The organism is Mycobacterium sp. ML4 (assembly GCF_054515735.1).
The window spans coordinates 265,670-278,790 of record NZ_JBTNSY010000006.1 but is presented as its reverse complement, the minus strand read 5'-3'; the positions used below and the strand labels follow the sequence as shown (position 1 = coordinate 278,790).

18 protein-coding genes, 3 tRNA genes and 1 pseudogene are annotated in these 13,121 nt (G+C 64.7%); 5 read left to right on the top strand and 17 right to left on the bottom strand.

The genetic code is table 11. The annotated features are described in order from the left end of the window. The first annotated feature begins 170 nt into the window (after positions 1-170). Together ACX9NE_RS09105 and ACX9NE_RS09100 are read left to right on the top strand one after the other, a co-directional pair. Positions 171-869, top strand: a complete 699-nt coding sequence (locus ACX9NE_RS09105) for a YciI family protein (protein WP_459361345.1) — start codon at positions 171-173, stop codon at positions 867-869. A 9-nt stretch (positions 870-878) separates the two neighbouring features. Continuing rightward, on the top strand, positions 879-2,087 hold the full coding sequence (locus tag ACX9NE_RS09100) for an RNA polymerase sigma factor (protein WP_459361344.1): 1,209 nt from the start codon (positions 879-881) through the stop codon (positions 2,085-2,087). Between the two features lie 197 nt (positions 2,088-2,284). On the opposite strand, the gene rplA is transcribed toward ACX9NE_RS09100, so the two are convergent. The 12 genes from rplA to ACX9NE_RS09040 form a co-directional block, all read right to left on the bottom strand. Further along, positions 2,285-2,998 carry a 50S ribosomal protein L1 gene (gene rplA, locus ACX9NE_RS09095; protein ID WP_459361343.1) on the bottom strand — a complete coding sequence of 238 codons (714 nt, stop codon included), beginning with the start codon at positions 2,996-2,998 and terminating at the stop codon, positions 2,285-2,287. 111 nt (positions 2,999-3,109) lie between these two features. Then, positions 3,110-3,541, bottom strand: coding sequence for a 50S ribosomal protein L11 (rplK, locus tag ACX9NE_RS09090; protein WP_459361342.1), 432 nt, complete (start codon positions 3,539-3,541; stop codon positions 3,110-3,112). Positions 3,542-3,593: 52 nt separating this feature from the next. Beyond that, entirely contained in the window at positions 3,594-4,310 is a 717-nt protein-coding gene (gene nusG, locus ACX9NE_RS09085; RefSeq protein ID WP_459361341.1) for a transcription termination/antitermination protein NusG, read from the bottom strand. Between the two features lie 31 nt (positions 4,311-4,341). Then, the gene (gene secE / locus ACX9NE_RS09080; RefSeq protein WP_459361340.1) at positions 4,342-4,806 is read right to left on the bottom strand and encodes a preprotein translocase subunit SecE; all 465 of its coding nucleotides are present in this window, start codon (positions 4,804-4,806) and stop codon (positions 4,342-4,344) included. A gap of 119 nt (positions 4,807-4,925) precedes the next feature. Then, a tRNA-Trp gene (locus ACX9NE_RS09075) sits at positions 4,926-4,998 on the bottom strand. A 123-nt stretch (positions 4,999-5,121) separates the two neighbouring features. Beyond that, a complete protein-coding gene (gene hadC / locus ACX9NE_RS09070; protein ID WP_459361339.1) occupies positions 5,122-5,622 on the bottom strand; it encodes a (3R)-hydroxyacyl-ACP dehydratase subunit HadC in 501 nt (166 codons plus the stop codon). Positions 5,623-5,625: 3 nt separating this feature from the next. Next, the gene (gene hadB / locus ACX9NE_RS09065; RefSeq protein ID WP_459361338.1) at positions 5,626-6,054 is read right to left on the bottom strand and encodes a (3R)-hydroxyacyl-ACP dehydratase subunit HadB; all 429 of its coding nucleotides are present in this window, start codon (positions 6,052-6,054) and stop codon (positions 5,626-5,628) included. Beyond that, positions 6,041-6,520, bottom strand: a complete 480-nt coding sequence (hadA, locus tag ACX9NE_RS09060; protein WP_459361337.1) for a (3R)-hydroxyacyl-ACP dehydratase subunit HadA — start codon at positions 6,518-6,520, stop codon at positions 6,041-6,043. The genes hadB and hadA overlap by 14 nt, the downstream gene beginning before the upstream one ends. Positions 6,521-6,565: 45 nt before the next feature. Further along, positions 6,566-6,733 (bottom strand): 50S ribosomal protein L33, encoded by a 168-nt coding sequence (rpmG, locus tag ACX9NE_RS09055; RefSeq protein ID WP_036352522.1) that lies wholly within the window; start codon positions 6,731-6,733, stop codon positions 6,566-6,568. 61 nt (positions 6,734-6,794) lie between these two features. Next, positions 6,795-6,868, bottom strand: a tRNA-Met gene (locus ACX9NE_RS09050). 32 nt (positions 6,869-6,900) lie between these two features. Then, positions 6,901-6,973: transfer RNA gene (locus ACX9NE_RS09045), tRNA-Thr, on the bottom strand. Between the two features lie 102 nt (positions 6,974-7,075). Beyond that, positions 7,076-7,291, bottom strand: coding sequence for a type II toxin-antitoxin system VapB family antitoxin (locus ACX9NE_RS09040; RefSeq protein ID WP_459361336.1), 216 nt, complete (start codon positions 7,289-7,291; stop codon positions 7,076-7,078). Between the two features lie 86 nt (positions 7,292-7,377). On the opposite strand from ACX9NE_RS09040, the gene ACX9NE_RS09035 reads away from it, so the two are divergent. The 3 genes from ACX9NE_RS09035 to ACX9NE_RS09025 all read left to right on the top strand — a co-directional run bounded on the left by ACX9NE_RS09035 (position 7,378) and on the right by ACX9NE_RS09025 (position 9,819). Then, positions 7,378-8,094: an MBL fold metallo-hydrolase gene (locus tag ACX9NE_RS09035; RefSeq protein WP_459361335.1), complete on the top strand. Its 717-nt coding sequence runs from the start codon at positions 7,378-7,380 to the stop codon at positions 8,092-8,094. Between the two features lie 127 nt (positions 8,095-8,221). Continuing rightward, positions 8,222-9,067 carry a hypothetical protein gene (locus tag ACX9NE_RS09030; RefSeq protein WP_459361334.1) on the top strand — a complete coding sequence of 282 codons (846 nt, stop codon included), beginning with the start codon at positions 8,222-8,224 and terminating at the stop codon, positions 9,065-9,067. Between the two features lie 56 nt (positions 9,068-9,123). Next, complete coding sequence (locus tag ACX9NE_RS09025; protein WP_459361333.1) at positions 9,124-9,819, top strand: crotonase/enoyl-CoA hydratase family protein; 696 nt, start codon at positions 9,124-9,126, stop codon at positions 9,817-9,819. A 236-nt stretch (positions 9,820-10,055) separates the two neighbouring features. Here the strand turns inward: ACX9NE_RS09025 and ACX9NE_RS09020 are convergent, their stop codons facing one another. From ACX9NE_RS09020 to ACX9NE_RS09000, 5 genes and pseudogenes are all read right to left on the bottom strand, one after another. Continuing rightward, on the bottom strand, positions 10,056-11,090 hold the full coding sequence (locus ACX9NE_RS09020; RefSeq protein WP_459361332.1) for a patatin-like phospholipase family protein: 1,035 nt from the start codon (positions 11,088-11,090) through the stop codon (positions 10,056-10,058). Positions 11,091-11,100: 10 nt separating this feature from the next. Next, on the bottom strand, positions 11,101-11,556 hold the full coding sequence (gene cynS, locus ACX9NE_RS09015; RefSeq protein ID WP_459361331.1) for a cyanase: 456 nt from the start codon (positions 11,554-11,556) through the stop codon (positions 11,101-11,103). Between the two features lie 54 nt (positions 11,557-11,610). After that, on the bottom strand, positions 11,611-12,042 hold the full coding sequence (locus ACX9NE_RS09010; protein ID WP_459361330.1) for an SRPBCC family protein: 432 nt from the start codon (positions 12,040-12,042) through the stop codon (positions 11,611-11,613). Continuing rightward, a complete protein-coding gene (locus ACX9NE_RS09005) occupies positions 12,042-12,875 on the bottom strand; it encodes a lysophospholipid acyltransferase family protein (RefSeq protein WP_459361329.1) in 834 nt (277 codons plus the stop codon). Before ACX9NE_RS09005 ends, ACX9NE_RS09010 begins: the two co-directional genes overlap by 1 nt. Positions 12,876-12,969: 94 nt before the next feature. After that, positions 12,970-13,109: pseudogene (locus ACX9NE_RS09000) on the bottom strand (nitroreductase family protein); the annotation flags it as partial. Positions 13,110-13,121 lie beyond the last annotated feature (12 nt).

Sequence of the window (13,121 nt, the reverse complement as noted above, 5' to 3'; positions counted from 1 at the left end):
CCCTCCCCACCCGCGAGCAGACACAAACTCGCACAATTGGCGTGAGTTTCGTGCGAGTTCGCGTCTGCTCGGCGGCGGATGCGCGGGCCGGTCGGATCGCGCGTGCACCGTTCGTCGAATCGGTAGAGAGTGGAGCATGAGGCTTCGCTCGCTACCCGAGGAGACGACGAATGCAGTATTTCGCTCTGTTGATCAGTCATGAGCGCGACCTGACGCCCGCGGAACGCGCCGCCGAGATGGACGCCTACCAAAGCTTCCATCGCCGGGCGGCGGCAGCCATCCGCGGCGGAGATGCCCTGCTTCCCGCCGCCACCGGCGCACGGATCGACGGCGGCCCCGACGCACCGGTCATCACCGACGGCCCGTTCGCCGAAGGCGCCGAAGTGGCTTGTGGCTATTACCTTTTCGAAGCCGAAAACCTCGACGAGGCACTCTCCTTCGCGCGTGACATTCCGGTCGCCAAGCACGGCGCGGTGGAGGTACGGCCCACAGTCCACTCGACCGAACCGTCCCCCAAGCCTGGGGGCACTGACTGGCTTGCGCTGCTGTTAGAGCCGCCCGGAACCACTCACACGCCGCACACACCGGAGTGGGATGCGGTCGCGGCACGCCACGTCGAGTTTGCCGCCGCCGCGGGCGACCACATCGTCGGCGGCGCCGCGCTGCACGACCGGTCGACCGCGACGACCGTGCGGGTTCGCGACGGGGAGGTTCTCATCACCGACGGCCCCTACGCGGAAGCCGCCGAAGTGGCCAACGGCTTCTATGTGCTTAGCGCCGGCGACCGTGACGAAGCCATCAAGGTGGCGTCCATGATTCCCGCTTCCACGGTGCAGCTACGGCAACTGGCCGGCATCTCGGGGCTGTAGCCACACCGGATGGCCAACCTGGACGGCGTCTTTCGGCGGGAATGGGGACCCGCCGTCGCCGCCATCGCACGATGGTCGGGCGACCTCACCATCGCCGAGGACGCCGTCCAGGAGGCGTGCGCCGAAGCGCTGCGCAGCTGGCCCCGCGACGGCGTCCCGGATCGTCCCGGCGGATGGCTGATCACCGTCGCGCGCAATCGTGCCCGTGATCGGCTACGCCGCGAATCCATCCGTCCCGGAAAGGAATTGGCGGCTTTCGTGGACGATTTCCATGCCGGCTCCCCCGAGCCGCACCCGGTGCGCGACGACGAACTCCGGATGATGTTCACCTGCGCGCACCCCGCCCTGGACCGCCGGTCGCAACTCGCGCTCACACTGCGGCTGGTATCCGGATTGACGGTCGCCGAGATCGCCCGCGCCCTGTTGCAGACGGAGGCGGCGATCGGTCAGCGAATCACCCGGGCCAAGTACAAGATTCGGCACGCGAAGATCCCGCTGCGGGTGCCACCCGCCGAGCTGCTCCCCCAGCGCACACCGCACGTGCTCAGCTGCATCTACTCGGTGTTCACCGAGGGGTACTGGTCCACCGCGGGTCCGTCGGCGATCCGCGACGAGCTGTGCGACGAAGGGGTACGGCTGGCCGGCGAGCTGTGCGCTCTCATGCCACATCCGGAAGCGCACGCCCTGGCGGCCCTGGTGTTGCTCCATGATTCGCGACGTGCCACCCGGCTGGACGACGACGGAGCGCTGGTGCCACTGGACGAGCAGGACCGTCGCCGGTGGGACCGCGACCGGATCAGCCGCGGCCTGATTCAATTGCGGCAGGCGCGGGGATCGACCGGTCCCTATCTGCCGCAAGCCGTGATCGCCGCCATCCATGCGACGGCGCCGTCCTGGGAACAGACCGACTGGGCCGCGATATGCACCGCCTACGACCGGTTGTTGCGGCTGACCGATTCGCCGGTGGTGCTGGCCAACCGCGCGCTGGCGGTCGGCTTCCGCGACGGCCCGGACGTCGGCCTGGCAGCCCTGGACAAGGTGGCTCACGATCCGCGGCTGGCGCGGTCCAATCTCGTCGCGTCGGTGCGCGCGGACCTGTTGCGGCGGGCCGGGCGCCCCGCCGAAGCCCTGATCTGGTACCGAAAGGCATTGGAGCTCAACACTTCTGAGCCCGGCCGCGACTTCCTGCGCCGTCGCATCACCGAATGCGGGGGCTGATTCCCCCGCCGAGCAGACACAAAGTCGCACCGGAACATGCGTTCCGGTGCGACTTTGTGTCTGCTCCCGCGCCAATGGCGCGCGCTCACTCCGCCTCGGGGCCAGATGCTCGGCTACCCTCGCGGCGCCCGAAGGCGCCGCTCACTCCGCCTCGGGGCCAGATGCTCGGCTACCCTCGCGGCGCCCGAAGGCGCCGCTCACTCCGCCTCGGCGGTGAAGTTGCGGGTGATCGACGGGTCGACCGGGATACCCGGACCAGTCGTCGTCGACACGGTCACCTTCTTGAGGTAGCGACCCTTGGACGCCGACGGCTTGTGCCGCAGCACCTCATCGAGTGCGGCCCCGTAATTCTCCGCGAGCTTCTTCTCGTCGAAAGATGCCTTGCCGATCACAAAGTGCAGGTTGGCCTGCTTGTCGACACGGAAGTTGATCTTGCCGCCCTTGATGTCGGCGACGGCCTTAGCGACATCGGGGGTTACGGTGCCGGTCTTGGGGTTCGGCATCAAACCGCGCGGCCCCAGCACGCGGGCGATGCGTCCAACCTTGGCCATCTGATCGGGAGTCGCAATGGCGGCGTCGAACTCCAGGAAACCGCCCTGAATCTTCTCGATCAGGTCGTCGCTTCCGACGACGTCTGCTCCCGCAGCAATCGCGGCGTCGGCCTTCTCACCGACCGCGAAGACGGCCACCCGGGCCGTCTTGCCCGTGCCGTGCGGCAGGTTGACGGTGCCGCGGACCATCTGGTCGGCCTTGCGCGGGTCGACGCCGAGCCGAATAGCCACCTCGACGGTCGCGTCCTGCTTGGTCGACGACGTCTCCTTGGCGAGCCTGGCAGCCTGCAGCGGGGTGTACAGATTGTTGCGATCCACCTTCTCGGCGGCCGCGCGGTATGCCTTGCTGGTCTTGCTCATTTCGTATCCAATCTGGGTGTTGGGTCCGTGGTTCTACGGGCCGAAGCTGGCCCTCCCACGCTGCTTGTCGAACTCCTCCTCGGGCCGCCAGCGGCCCGCATCGTGTCCGGGTTATTCGACAGTGATGCCCATCGACCGGGCGGTGCCGGCGATGATCTTGGCGGCCGCGTCGATGTCGTTGGCGTTGAGGTCCGTTTTCTTGGTCTCGGCGATCTCGCGCACCTGGTCCCAGGTCACCTTGGCGACCTTGGTCTTGTGCGGTTCCGCCGAGCCCTTCCCCACGCCGGCCGCCTTGAGTAGCAACTTGGCCGCGGGCGGCGTCTTCAACGCGAAGGTGAAACTGCGGTCCTCATAAACCGTGATCTCCACCGGGATAACCTGCCCACGCTGGCTTTCCGTCGCGGCGTTGTAGGCCTTGCAGAACTCCATGATGTTGACGCCGTGCTGACCGAGCGCGGGTCCGACCGGCGGCGCAGGGTTGGCCTGCCCGGCCACGATCTGCAGCTTGATCAGCCCGGTGACTTTCTTCTTCTTCGGGGCCATGAGTTTGTCCTACATTCCTTCCTGGTTTTGCAAAGTTCGAATGCCCTGAGGGCTAAATCTTGGACACCTGACTGAAGGTCAGTTCCACCGGTGTTTCGCGGCCGAAGATCGAGACCAGCACCTTGAGCTTCTGCTGTTCGGCGTTGACCTCGTTGATGGTGGCCGGCAGCGTCGCGAACGGTCCGTCCATCACCGTCACCGATTCGCCGACCTCGTAGTCGACCTCGAGAACAGGACGCTCCAGGCCACCGGTCTCCGCCGCGGCAGCGGTGCTGGCCGCCCCCTTGGCGGCCTTCTTCGCCGCACCCGGCGGCAGCAGGAACTTCACCACGTCGTCGAGCCTCAGCGCCGACGGACGCGAGGTCGCACCGACGAAACCGGTCACTCCCGGGGTATTGCGCACCGCGGCCCACGAGTCGTCGGTCAGATCCATACGCACCAGGATGTAACCGGGCAGCACCTTGCGGTTGACCTGCTTGCGCTGGCCGTTCTTGATCTCGGTGACCTCTTCGGTGGGAACCTCCACCTGAAAGATGTAGTCGCCGACGTCAAGATTCTGCACCCGGGTCTCGAGGTTGGCTTTCACCTTGTTCTCGTATCCCGCGTAGGAGTGGATGACGTACCAGTCGCCGGGCTTGCTGCGCAGCTCCGCCTTGAGTGCGGCCGCTGGGTCGACGTCTTCAGTAGGGGCCGCCGAGTCCTGCGGGGCGTCGGCCTCTTGCACGTCGACCGCCTCACCCGCGGACGTGTCACCGTCGAAGGTAGTCACGGTTCTTAGTCCTCTCTGTCACTCTCGAGTCTCAGCCGAACACCAACAGCACGAGTTTGCTCAGACCCAGGTCGGTGCCACCCACCAGCGCCACCATGAAGGCCAGGAAGACCAGCACCACCGACGTATAGGTGAGCATCTGCTTGCGGTTGGGCCAGATCACCTTCCGCATCTCGGCCACAACTTGCTTGAGGTAGTTGTAGACGAACACGAAGGGGTTGATCGAACTGGACGAACCGGCTTTCGTCGACTTCTTCGCCTTGTCTTTCTGACCCGACTTGGCCCTCGAAGTCTTCGCAGACTTCGTGGCGTCCTTTTTCGCCGAATCCTTCTTGGAGACCTCGAGGTCGGTCGACTCGTCGCCGCCGTCCTCGGCCTCTACCGCGCGCACCCGGGATCGCTTCCCGGTGGGACGCTGGGGTCGCGCCACCGCCTTGGTCACCACGGCACCGCCGTCGCCTGCGGCGTCGTCGGCAACGTCGCCTTCGTCGCTCACCGCGTGCTCCTTTGTTCGCTAGCTATGTCGCGGGCCGTACCGCTCGAAGTGGCCACCATCCAGTGTCCACCATGGCACGCGAGTCAGATGGTCCGCCTCCTCATGCGGCTAACCGTCAGCAGGGGCGACAGGACTTGAACCTGCAACCTGCGGTTTTGGAGACCGCTGCTCTGCCAGTTGAGCTACGCCCCTATTTTCCGGGGCTTACATGACTCGCGCGCCCCCCGTTCGGCAATCGCGAACCGACGGACAGCGCGCTTGTAATGGGAAAACCCCGAGGTCCGAGTGTACATGGACGCGCGAGCCAGATACTAATTACCCGGTTCGGACGACCTGGCCGGATTCCTTGTCCCATTTGAGCTGGATGGAGTTGTCCCCTTCGTGGCCCATCAGGGTCGTGTAGGCCTCCAGGACCAGAACGCCATGCTGGTTGTGACAGAAGTTCTTCGTCATGACGATGTCGGCGCCGAAACGCTCGTTGACCGACTCAATGCGCAGGCTGCCGAAGAGCTTGTCGCCGACATGGATCGGCGCGTGGTAGACGAACTTCTGGTCGACCTGCACGATCTGCATAGTCTCGAAGCCGACGTCGACGTTGCGGAAGAAATCGTCCTGGATGAGTTTCGCCAGGATCGTCACGAAGGTCAGCGGGGCGACGATGCGGTCGTAGCCGAATTCGGCGGCCGCGGCCTCGTCGTAGTAGGCCCGATCCTCACACTTGATCGATCTGGAGAATTGCCGAACTTGTTCCCGGCCCACCTCGAAGTAATCGGGATAGACAAACGTCATTCCGCGGATATCGGTTTTGAGGGCCATCCGCTAAGCCAGCTTCGCCGAGGCGATAGCCCGGCCGAAGATCTTCTTGCCACCGGTCGTCGCCGTCAGCGCGATGGTCACCGACTTGGTCTCCGGGTCAACGGACTTCACCCGGCCGCTGAACACCAACTCGGCACCTTTGCCGTCGTTGGGTACCGGGACGACCGCGGTGAACCGCACGTTGTACTCGGTGACAGCACCAGGGTCGCCCACCCACGACGTCACGTAGCCACCGCCAATACCCATGGTCAGCATGCCGTGGGCGATCACGGTGTCCAGCCCGACCATCTTGGCAATCTCATCGTCCCAGTGAATCGGGTTCAGATCACCGGAGACTCCCGCATAGTTGACCAGATCCTGACGGGTCAACGGGTAGACCCGCTCCGGGAGCGTGTCACCGACCTTGACGGAACTGAACTCACGCAGAGGCATCGGCAAATCCTACTTCCCCGTCTTCACCGGCACGTCCCGCCAGGGTCGTGTACGTCTCCTGGACAATCTCGCCGGCATCGTTGGTGATGATGTTCTTGGTCACGATGATCTGGGTGCCATGTGCTTCACGCACCGCATCCACGTGCACGTCACAGTAGAGCTTGTCTCCCGCCACAATCGGCTTGACGAACTTCAGAACCTGGTCGACCTGGACGATCTGCTGGTCGGTGACCGCGATGTTGGCGTCTCTGAAGAATGCCGACTGCGCCTTGTAGCCGAATACGGAGATGAAGCACAAAGGGGCCGCCAGGCCGTCGTAGCCCAGTTCCGCTGCCGCCTTTTCGCCGAAGTAAGCCGGATCGTCATTCTGGACGGCGGTGGCGTACTCGCGGATCTTTTCCCGTTCCACGACGTAATGGTCGGGGTAGCGGTAATGCATCCCGAGGATCTTTTCGGACAGGGCCACAGTTCTCGAACCTACCTAGTCGACTCTCTGTAATTAGGTGCGCGATCAGCGCGTTTCGCGGTGCCCCTGGTGCTTACCGCAGTTCGGGCAGAACTTCTTCAGCTCGAGACGGTCCGGGTCGTTGCGGCGGTTCTTCTTGGTGATGTAATTGCGGTGCTTGCACACCTCGCACGCCAAGGTGATTTTCGGCCGCACGTCGGTACTGGAAGCCATGACGGTTCTCTCTCAAATCTCTCGAAGTCTCAGTATTCACTTGTAGTACTCGTTGTATCTGTAGCGATGGCCGGACTCGAACCGGCGACCTAACGATTATGAGTCGTTCGCTCTAACCGACTGAGCTACATCGCCTCTGGGGCCGCGCACGTGCTCGGCGTCCGCCGAGCCCCCTAACGGAATCGAACCGTTGACCTTTTCCTTACCATGGAAACGCTCTACCGACTGAGCTAAGGGGGCCGTTCACCCGTAGCGACCTGACCTAGCCGCGGGCCAAAAAGAGGGTACAGCCTGGCGCACAGCGTCTCCAAACCACGTGCGCCGACCGACGTGGCCGACCGGTCAACCGGTGTCGGTGTCGCGGTGCAACGACCAGGCACTGAGGTCGCTGAACTCGTCGAAGTCGCCCTCGGTGGCCTCGGGCCCGGAATTGTCCGCCACATCGATCAGTGCCCGCAACGCGAGATTGACGGCCTCCCGTGCATCGGCCACGTGATAGCGGCGAATGACCTCTTCGACCAGGTCGACGTCGAGTACGATCTCGACCCTCTTCAACATGGACCGATATTAGCGATTCCTGCGCGTTCAGGCACCGGCCGAAGGCCAGGTTAAGCGTATTTTTCAGCTACCCATAGTCTGGTGTCGTGGCAAATTCAGACCGGCTGTATTTCCGGCAGCTGCTTTCCGGCCGCGATTTCGCGGCCGGCGACGTGATCGCGGCGCAAATGCGCAACTTCGCCTACCTGATCGGTGACCGTGAGACCGGGGACGCGGTGGTGGTGGATCCGGCCTATGCGGCCGGGGATCTGGTCGACGCTCTCGAGGCCGACGACATGCACTTGTCGGGGGTTCTCGTCACCCACCACCACCCGGACCACATCGGCGGCTCGATGATGGGCTTTGCCCTCAAGGGCCTCGCGGAGCTGCTGGAACGGGTCAGCGTACCGGTGCATGTGAACACCCACGAGGCGCTGTGGGTTTCCCGTACCACCGGGATTCCGACGGGCGATCTCACCACCCATGAGCACCGGGACAAGATCGGCGTCGGCGACATAGAGATCGAGCTGCTGCATACTCCCGGGCACACTCCGGGCAGCCAATGCTTCCTGCTCGACGGACGAATGGTAGCGGGCGACACGCTGTTCCTCGACGGCTGCGGACGCACTGACTTCCCCGGCGGTGATTCCGACGAGATGTACCGCAGTCTGCAGCAACTCGCGGCACTTCCCGGCGATCCGACGGTGTTTCCCGGGCACTGGTACTCGGCCGACCCGAACGCCTCGCTCTCGACGGTCAAACGCTCGAATTACGTCTACCGCCCGGCCAATCTCGACCAGTGGCGAATGATGATGGGCGGTTGACAGCTCGGCGAACGAAGACGGCCTTTCTGCGCACGCCCGATAGCTTCCGCAGCAAGACACGGGAAGCCCCTCTACGATCAGTGCAGCTGAGTACCGGGTCCGAGGATTTAGCGGAGGGTGGGTTCCCATGGGGTGGGTCCAAGGTAGCTGGCCGGCAAGCTGGCATGGCATCGAAAACGTCGAGTCCAGCACCTGGTTGGTCTGGGCAGCGTGGGCAGCACTCGCACTCGGTGTTGTTGCGCTGATCTTCACGCATCGCCAGCTGCAGCGCAATCGCGCGCTGGCGGCGGAGCAGACGCGCCCGCACGTCGCCATGCTGATGGAGCCGCACGTCGCCGACTGGCACGTCATCGAGCTGGTGGTGCGCAACTTCGGTCGCACCGCGGCATACGACATCCGATTCGACTTTCCCAATCCCCCGACCGTCGCCGAATACGAGAACGCCTCAGACGGTTACGCCGACGTCGTGGAATTGCAGCTCCCCCGGGAGTTGCCGACCCTGGCGCCCGGACAGGAGTGGCGGATGGTGTGGGACTCCGCCCTGGACCGTGCGGAAATAGGGCACGGCGTCGAATCACGCTTCGAGGGCACCGTGATCTACTACGACCGCCCCGAGCAGCCGCGGGGATGGAAGTTCTGGCAACGCCCGCGGCAGCCGCTGCGGACCAAGGTGGTGCTCGACTGGGACGCTCTGCCGCCGGTTCAGCGCATTGAGCTGATGACGACCCACGACCTGGCTAAGCGGGAGAAGCAGAAGCTCGAGCTCCTGCGCAATTTGCTGACCTATTTCCACTACGCGAGCAAGGAAACCCGTCCCGAGGTGTTCCGCAGCGAGATCGACCGCATCAACCGCGCCGTGCAGGAAACTCAGGACAGATGGCGCACTCGCCAACTCGAAGAGCCTACCGACGTGAGCCTGCGCTGGGGTGACGCCGAAAACGAGTTGGGAAAGCACCGCAGCCAGCCAGTGTGAGCACCAGGCTTGGATCTGATTCAATCGACGGGTTATCCGTAGCGAAGGAGCAACCCATGAGCGGTCCGGTCGCCTATACCCACGACGAAACCATCGGGGTCATCCGGATGGACGACGGCAAGGTCAACGCGTTGGGACCGACGATGCAGCAGGCCCTCAACGACGCGCTCGACCAGGCCGACGCCGACAACGTCAAGGCGCTGGTGATCACCGGGAATCAGCGGGTGTTCAGCGGCGGGTTCGACCTGAAGATCCTGACCTCCGGCGAGGTGGCGCCCGCGATCGACATGCTGCGCGGCGGTTTCGAGCTCTCCTACCGGCTGCTGTCCTACCCCAAGCCGGTGGTGATGGCCTGCACCGGGCCCGCGATCGCAATGGGTTCGTTCCTGTTGTGCTCCGGTGACCACCGAATTGCCGCCCACGCGTACAACATTCAAGCCAATGAGGTCGCGATCGGCATGGTCATTCCGTGGGCCGCGCTGGAGGTGCTGAAACTCCGGCTGACCCAGTCGGCCTACCAGCAGGCCACCGGCCTGGCCAAGACGTTCTTCGGTGAAACCGCGCTCGCCGCCGGTTTCATCGATGAAATGGCACTCCCCGATCGGGTCATCGCCCGTGCCGAGGAGGCCGCGCACGAATTCGCCGGGCTGAACCAGTCTGCACACGCAGCGACCAAACTGCGGGCCCGCGCCGACGCCCTCAAGGCGATTCGCGCCGGGATCGACGGCATTGAGGGGGAGTTCGGCCTCTAGCGAAGGGCCTGATGTTTCGACGGTCCGCCGCCGGGTACGCGGGCCGCCATGGTAGCGGCGGACCTCATATCGCGCTGTCATCCTCAGACGCTGCGGCAGACGCGCTGGGCCAACGCCATGCTCAAAGAGTTGTCGCCGCAAGTGCATTGAGAGCCAGGTGGTGCGGCTGCCCGAACAACCGCGTCACACCGGGCGCCTCCTCCACCCCCAGGTCTGGCACCTCCCGCGCGGCCGCGTCACTGGAACTGGCGGAACCGCTCGAGATAGTCGACCCAGTTCCACGTCGACAGGAACGCTTGAGCCGCGTCGTAACCCTTGTCGTACAGCGCTTGCGCGTCTTTGCGGGAGATGCCGAAATCCAGGAAGTTGACCGCCGTCGAGTCGACTCGGATAGCCCGGGCACTCACCCATGGCTGGTTGAGATAGGTCTGGTCGTGGCCGACGAACATGGTGGTGATCAACTGCTCGAGAAGTACCGATGGGGGGCCCAGCAGGCGCAGCACGCCCACCCCGGGAATCAGTCGGTCGTTGCCTTCAGGCAACTGCGGCACCACCGTGATGCCGAACGTGGGCCAGCGGGGGGATTTGCAGTCCGGCCGGTCGAAGGAGTCGATGGGGAAGTTTGACAGCACACCTCCGTCGACCAGCGTGGACGTGCGTCCCGTGGCGCTGGTCAGGGTCACCGGCCGGAAGAAAAACGGGATCGACATCGAGGCGCGCACCGCATCGGCGACCGGCTGCTCGTCGGGGTCCAGTCCGTACAGCCGGCGGTAGTCCCAGGGCAGCCGCACCAGCTGACCGCTCGTCAGGTCGGTGACGGTGACCACCAGCCGGTAGCGGCGCTCGGCCGGTATCTGTCTGTCGCTCAGCGCCAGGTCGCCGAAGGTGCGCACACCGAGGTTCTTCAGCTCGCCGCGGATCCATTGATGGGCGAAATCGCCCCGGTAGATTCCGTTGTCATGTACCAGGCCCCATGCCGGGCCGACGACGGGGAGCTGACCGACCGGACCGGTGTCACGGAACTTCTCATACGGCAGGGTGAGCGCGAGTTCTCTGATCTGAGCGGTGGTCAGCTGGTCGCCGTTGGACGCGGCCGCCAGGATCGACCCGACGAGCGAACCCGCCGAGACACCGGAGACCCGTTTGAGTGAGTAGCCCGCTTGCATCACTGCGACGACCGCACCGACCAGACCGACCCCCTTGACGCCGCCGCCCGAAAGGACCATGTCCACAGGTTTGGCCCGCTTCGCGCCGGATCGCTGCACAATCATGGACGCTCCTTCAGTCTCGTGCCGAAGTCCATTGATAGGGAAGGAATTTCCCGTCGAACGTAACTACCACCCGGTCCCCGGACTCGTGTGATTTCTTCTCCAGGTCGACGCTGAAGTTGATCGCACTCATGATCCCGTCGCCGAACTGTTCGTGGATCACCTCTTTGAGAGCGGTGCCGTAGACCTGCAGTGCCTCATAGAACCGGTAGATGGTCGGATCGGTGGGCACCGCCCCGGCCAGGCCACCCCGGATCGGCGGGGCCGCCAGGATCGCGACGGCGGACGGGTCCAATCCCAGCATCTCGACCAGGACCCGGGCGAGATCCGCGGGGATAGGGTGCTGTCCCAGTAGCGCTGACGTGGTCCACAGCAGCGGCCGGTCGATGGCGTCGGCCAGTTGCTGCCAGGTGAGCCCCTGCGACAGGCGGGCCACGACGATCTGTTCGGTGATCTCGTTTCTGTTCACGGACCCAGAATGCACGTCAGGGCTGACAGTGCAGGACTCGGCTCACGCACCGCGTCACTCGACAAGTCGCCGAAGGTTTTTCAGGCTTTCATCCAGTGAACGACCCACCCAGCGCGACGCGACGCGGTCGGCGATCAGTCCGAGCAGGCCGCCTTCTGAGTTGTACGCCAGCCGGAACGTCACGGTGGTTCGCCCCGGCCCCGCATCGCGCAGCCGGAACCGGCCGCGCTGGGTAACACCGGTGATATTGATCCAGGCGAGGTCACGCGCCTTGTCGAGCTCCACCACTTCGGCGATACCCCCAACCGGAATCGAGCCGACCTTCCACAACACGGTGTAACGGGCGCCGACCCGGACCGGGCCTTCGGTCAGCGTCTCCCAGCGCTCCAGGTGTGCCAGAAAGGACGGGTAGCGATCGGGGTCGCTCAGCACCTTCCACACGGTGTCGCGATCCGCGTCGACGACGATCCGGCGTTCGACGCGCATCAGCCGATCACCGGGAACCGACGTTCGGCCGCGAGCCGGTCGACACCGGCCTGCAGGCTGGCGATCACTTCGTCGTACACGGCCTGGTCGTCATCGTGCACCTGGACTGGTTCCTGCACCTCGATGACGATCTTGGCCGGTAAGGGGATATGCCCCAACAAGTCACTGATGTTCAGCCCCCAGGGCACGGCAAGCGAGATGGGCACGCTCTTGAGCCGCGCCACCTTGTCGAGGAGCAGCAGTTTGGCCAGCCACTGGGCGCGTCCGAGGAACAACGCCGTCTCCTGCCCGCCGACGCTGGCCACCGGCACGATCGGCACACCGGTCTCGCGGGCCAGCCGCACGAAGCCTTTCCGACCGCCGAAATCAACGACGTGCCGCTGCCACGAGGGACGAAAAACCTCGTAGTCGCCCCCCGGATACACCAACACAGCGGCACCGGAATCCAGTGCCAGGCGGGCATTTTCGGGGCTGGCCGCCACGGTGCCGAACTTGCGGAGCCAGCGCAGCGGCGGATAGAGCGTGACCAGGTTGTGCGCAAGTTGATAAAACGGGCGTTCCACGCCGAAATACGAGCAGAACGCCAGGGTGAAGACGAACGTGTCGGGCGGTACGTTGCCGCCACTGTGGTTGCCGACCAACAGCACCGGCCCCTCAGGTGGGATGCGGTCAAGCCCCCGCACATCGGCCCGGAAATACAGCGACGCCAGCAGCCAGGTTCCGGGTAGCTGGTCGCGGATGAAATCCGGGTCGCGCTGGTCCAGGTCCGCTTTGGGTACCCGGTCCATGAGCTGCGTGCTCGCCCATCGGAGAGCATCCGCGATGCCGGCCATCGTTCAAGCGTGGCACATGCAGAGCCGAGGCGACGAGCGGCGTCTACCGGCGCCGTGGATGCGATCCGGCGCCCGGTGCCGAGTCACTACCGGCCACGATGAAGTCCCATTGCTGTCGGTTCCTGGCCGAGGGCGCGCCCGCCAGCCGGCCTCGGCGATGTGCAGCAGGTCTGCGTCGGTCACCGGGTCGGCCGCGTATTGCCGCACGTTGCGCCGCGCGCGAATCGCGTCCAGGTCTGCATGACG

Excerpts from the sequence above, each read along its gene's own strand:
- ACX9NE_RS09105 (WP_459361345.1), top strand. The coding sequence starts at position 171 with ATGCAGTATTTCGCTCTGTTGATCAGTCATGAGCGCGACCTGACGCCC.
- ACX9NE_RS09100 (WP_459361344.1), top strand. The coding sequence starts at position 879 with ATGGCCAACCTGGACGGCGTCTTTCGGCGGGAATGGGGACCCGCCGTC.
- rplA (WP_459361343.1), bottom strand. The coding sequence starts at position 2,998 with ATGAGCAAGACCAGCAAGGCATACCGCGCGGCCGCCGAGAAGGTGGAT.
- rplK (WP_459361342.1), bottom strand. The coding sequence starts at position 3,541 with ATGGCCCCGAAGAAGAAGAAAGTCACCGGGCTGATCAAGCTGCAGATC.
- hadC (WP_459361339.1), bottom strand. The coding sequence starts at position 5,622 with ATGGCCCTCAAAACCGATATCCGCGGAATGACGTTTGTCTATCCCGAT.
- hadB (WP_459361338.1), bottom strand. The coding sequence starts at position 6,054 with ATGCCTCTGCGTGAGTTCAGTTCCGTCAAGGTCGGTGACACGCTCCCG.
- rpmG (WP_036352522.1), bottom strand. The coding sequence starts at position 6,733 with ATGGCTTCCAGTACCGACGTGCGGCCGAAAATCACCTTGGCGTGCGAG.
- ACX9NE_RS09040 (WP_459361336.1), bottom strand. The coding sequence starts at position 7,291 with ATGTTGAAGAGGGTCGAGATCGTACTCGACGTCGACCTGGTCGAAGAG.
- ACX9NE_RS09030 (WP_459361334.1), top strand. The coding sequence starts at position 8,222 with ATGGGGTGGGTCCAAGGTAGCTGGCCGGCAAGCTGGCATGGCATCGAA.
- ACX9NE_RS09025 (WP_459361333.1), top strand. The coding sequence starts at position 9,124 with ATGAGCGGTCCGGTCGCCTATACCCACGACGAAACCATCGGGGTCATC.
- ACX9NE_RS09020 (WP_459361332.1), bottom strand. The coding sequence starts at position 11,090 with ATGATTGTGCAGCGATCCGGCGCGAAGCGGGCCAAACCTGTGGACATG.
- ACX9NE_RS09010 (WP_459361330.1), bottom strand. The coding sequence starts at position 12,042 with ATGCGCGTCGAACGCCGGATCGTCGTCGACGCGGATCGCGACACCGTG.
- ACX9NE_RS09005 (WP_459361329.1), bottom strand. The coding sequence starts at position 12,875 with ATGGCCGGCATCGCGGATGCTCTCCGATGGGCGAGCACGCAGCTCATG.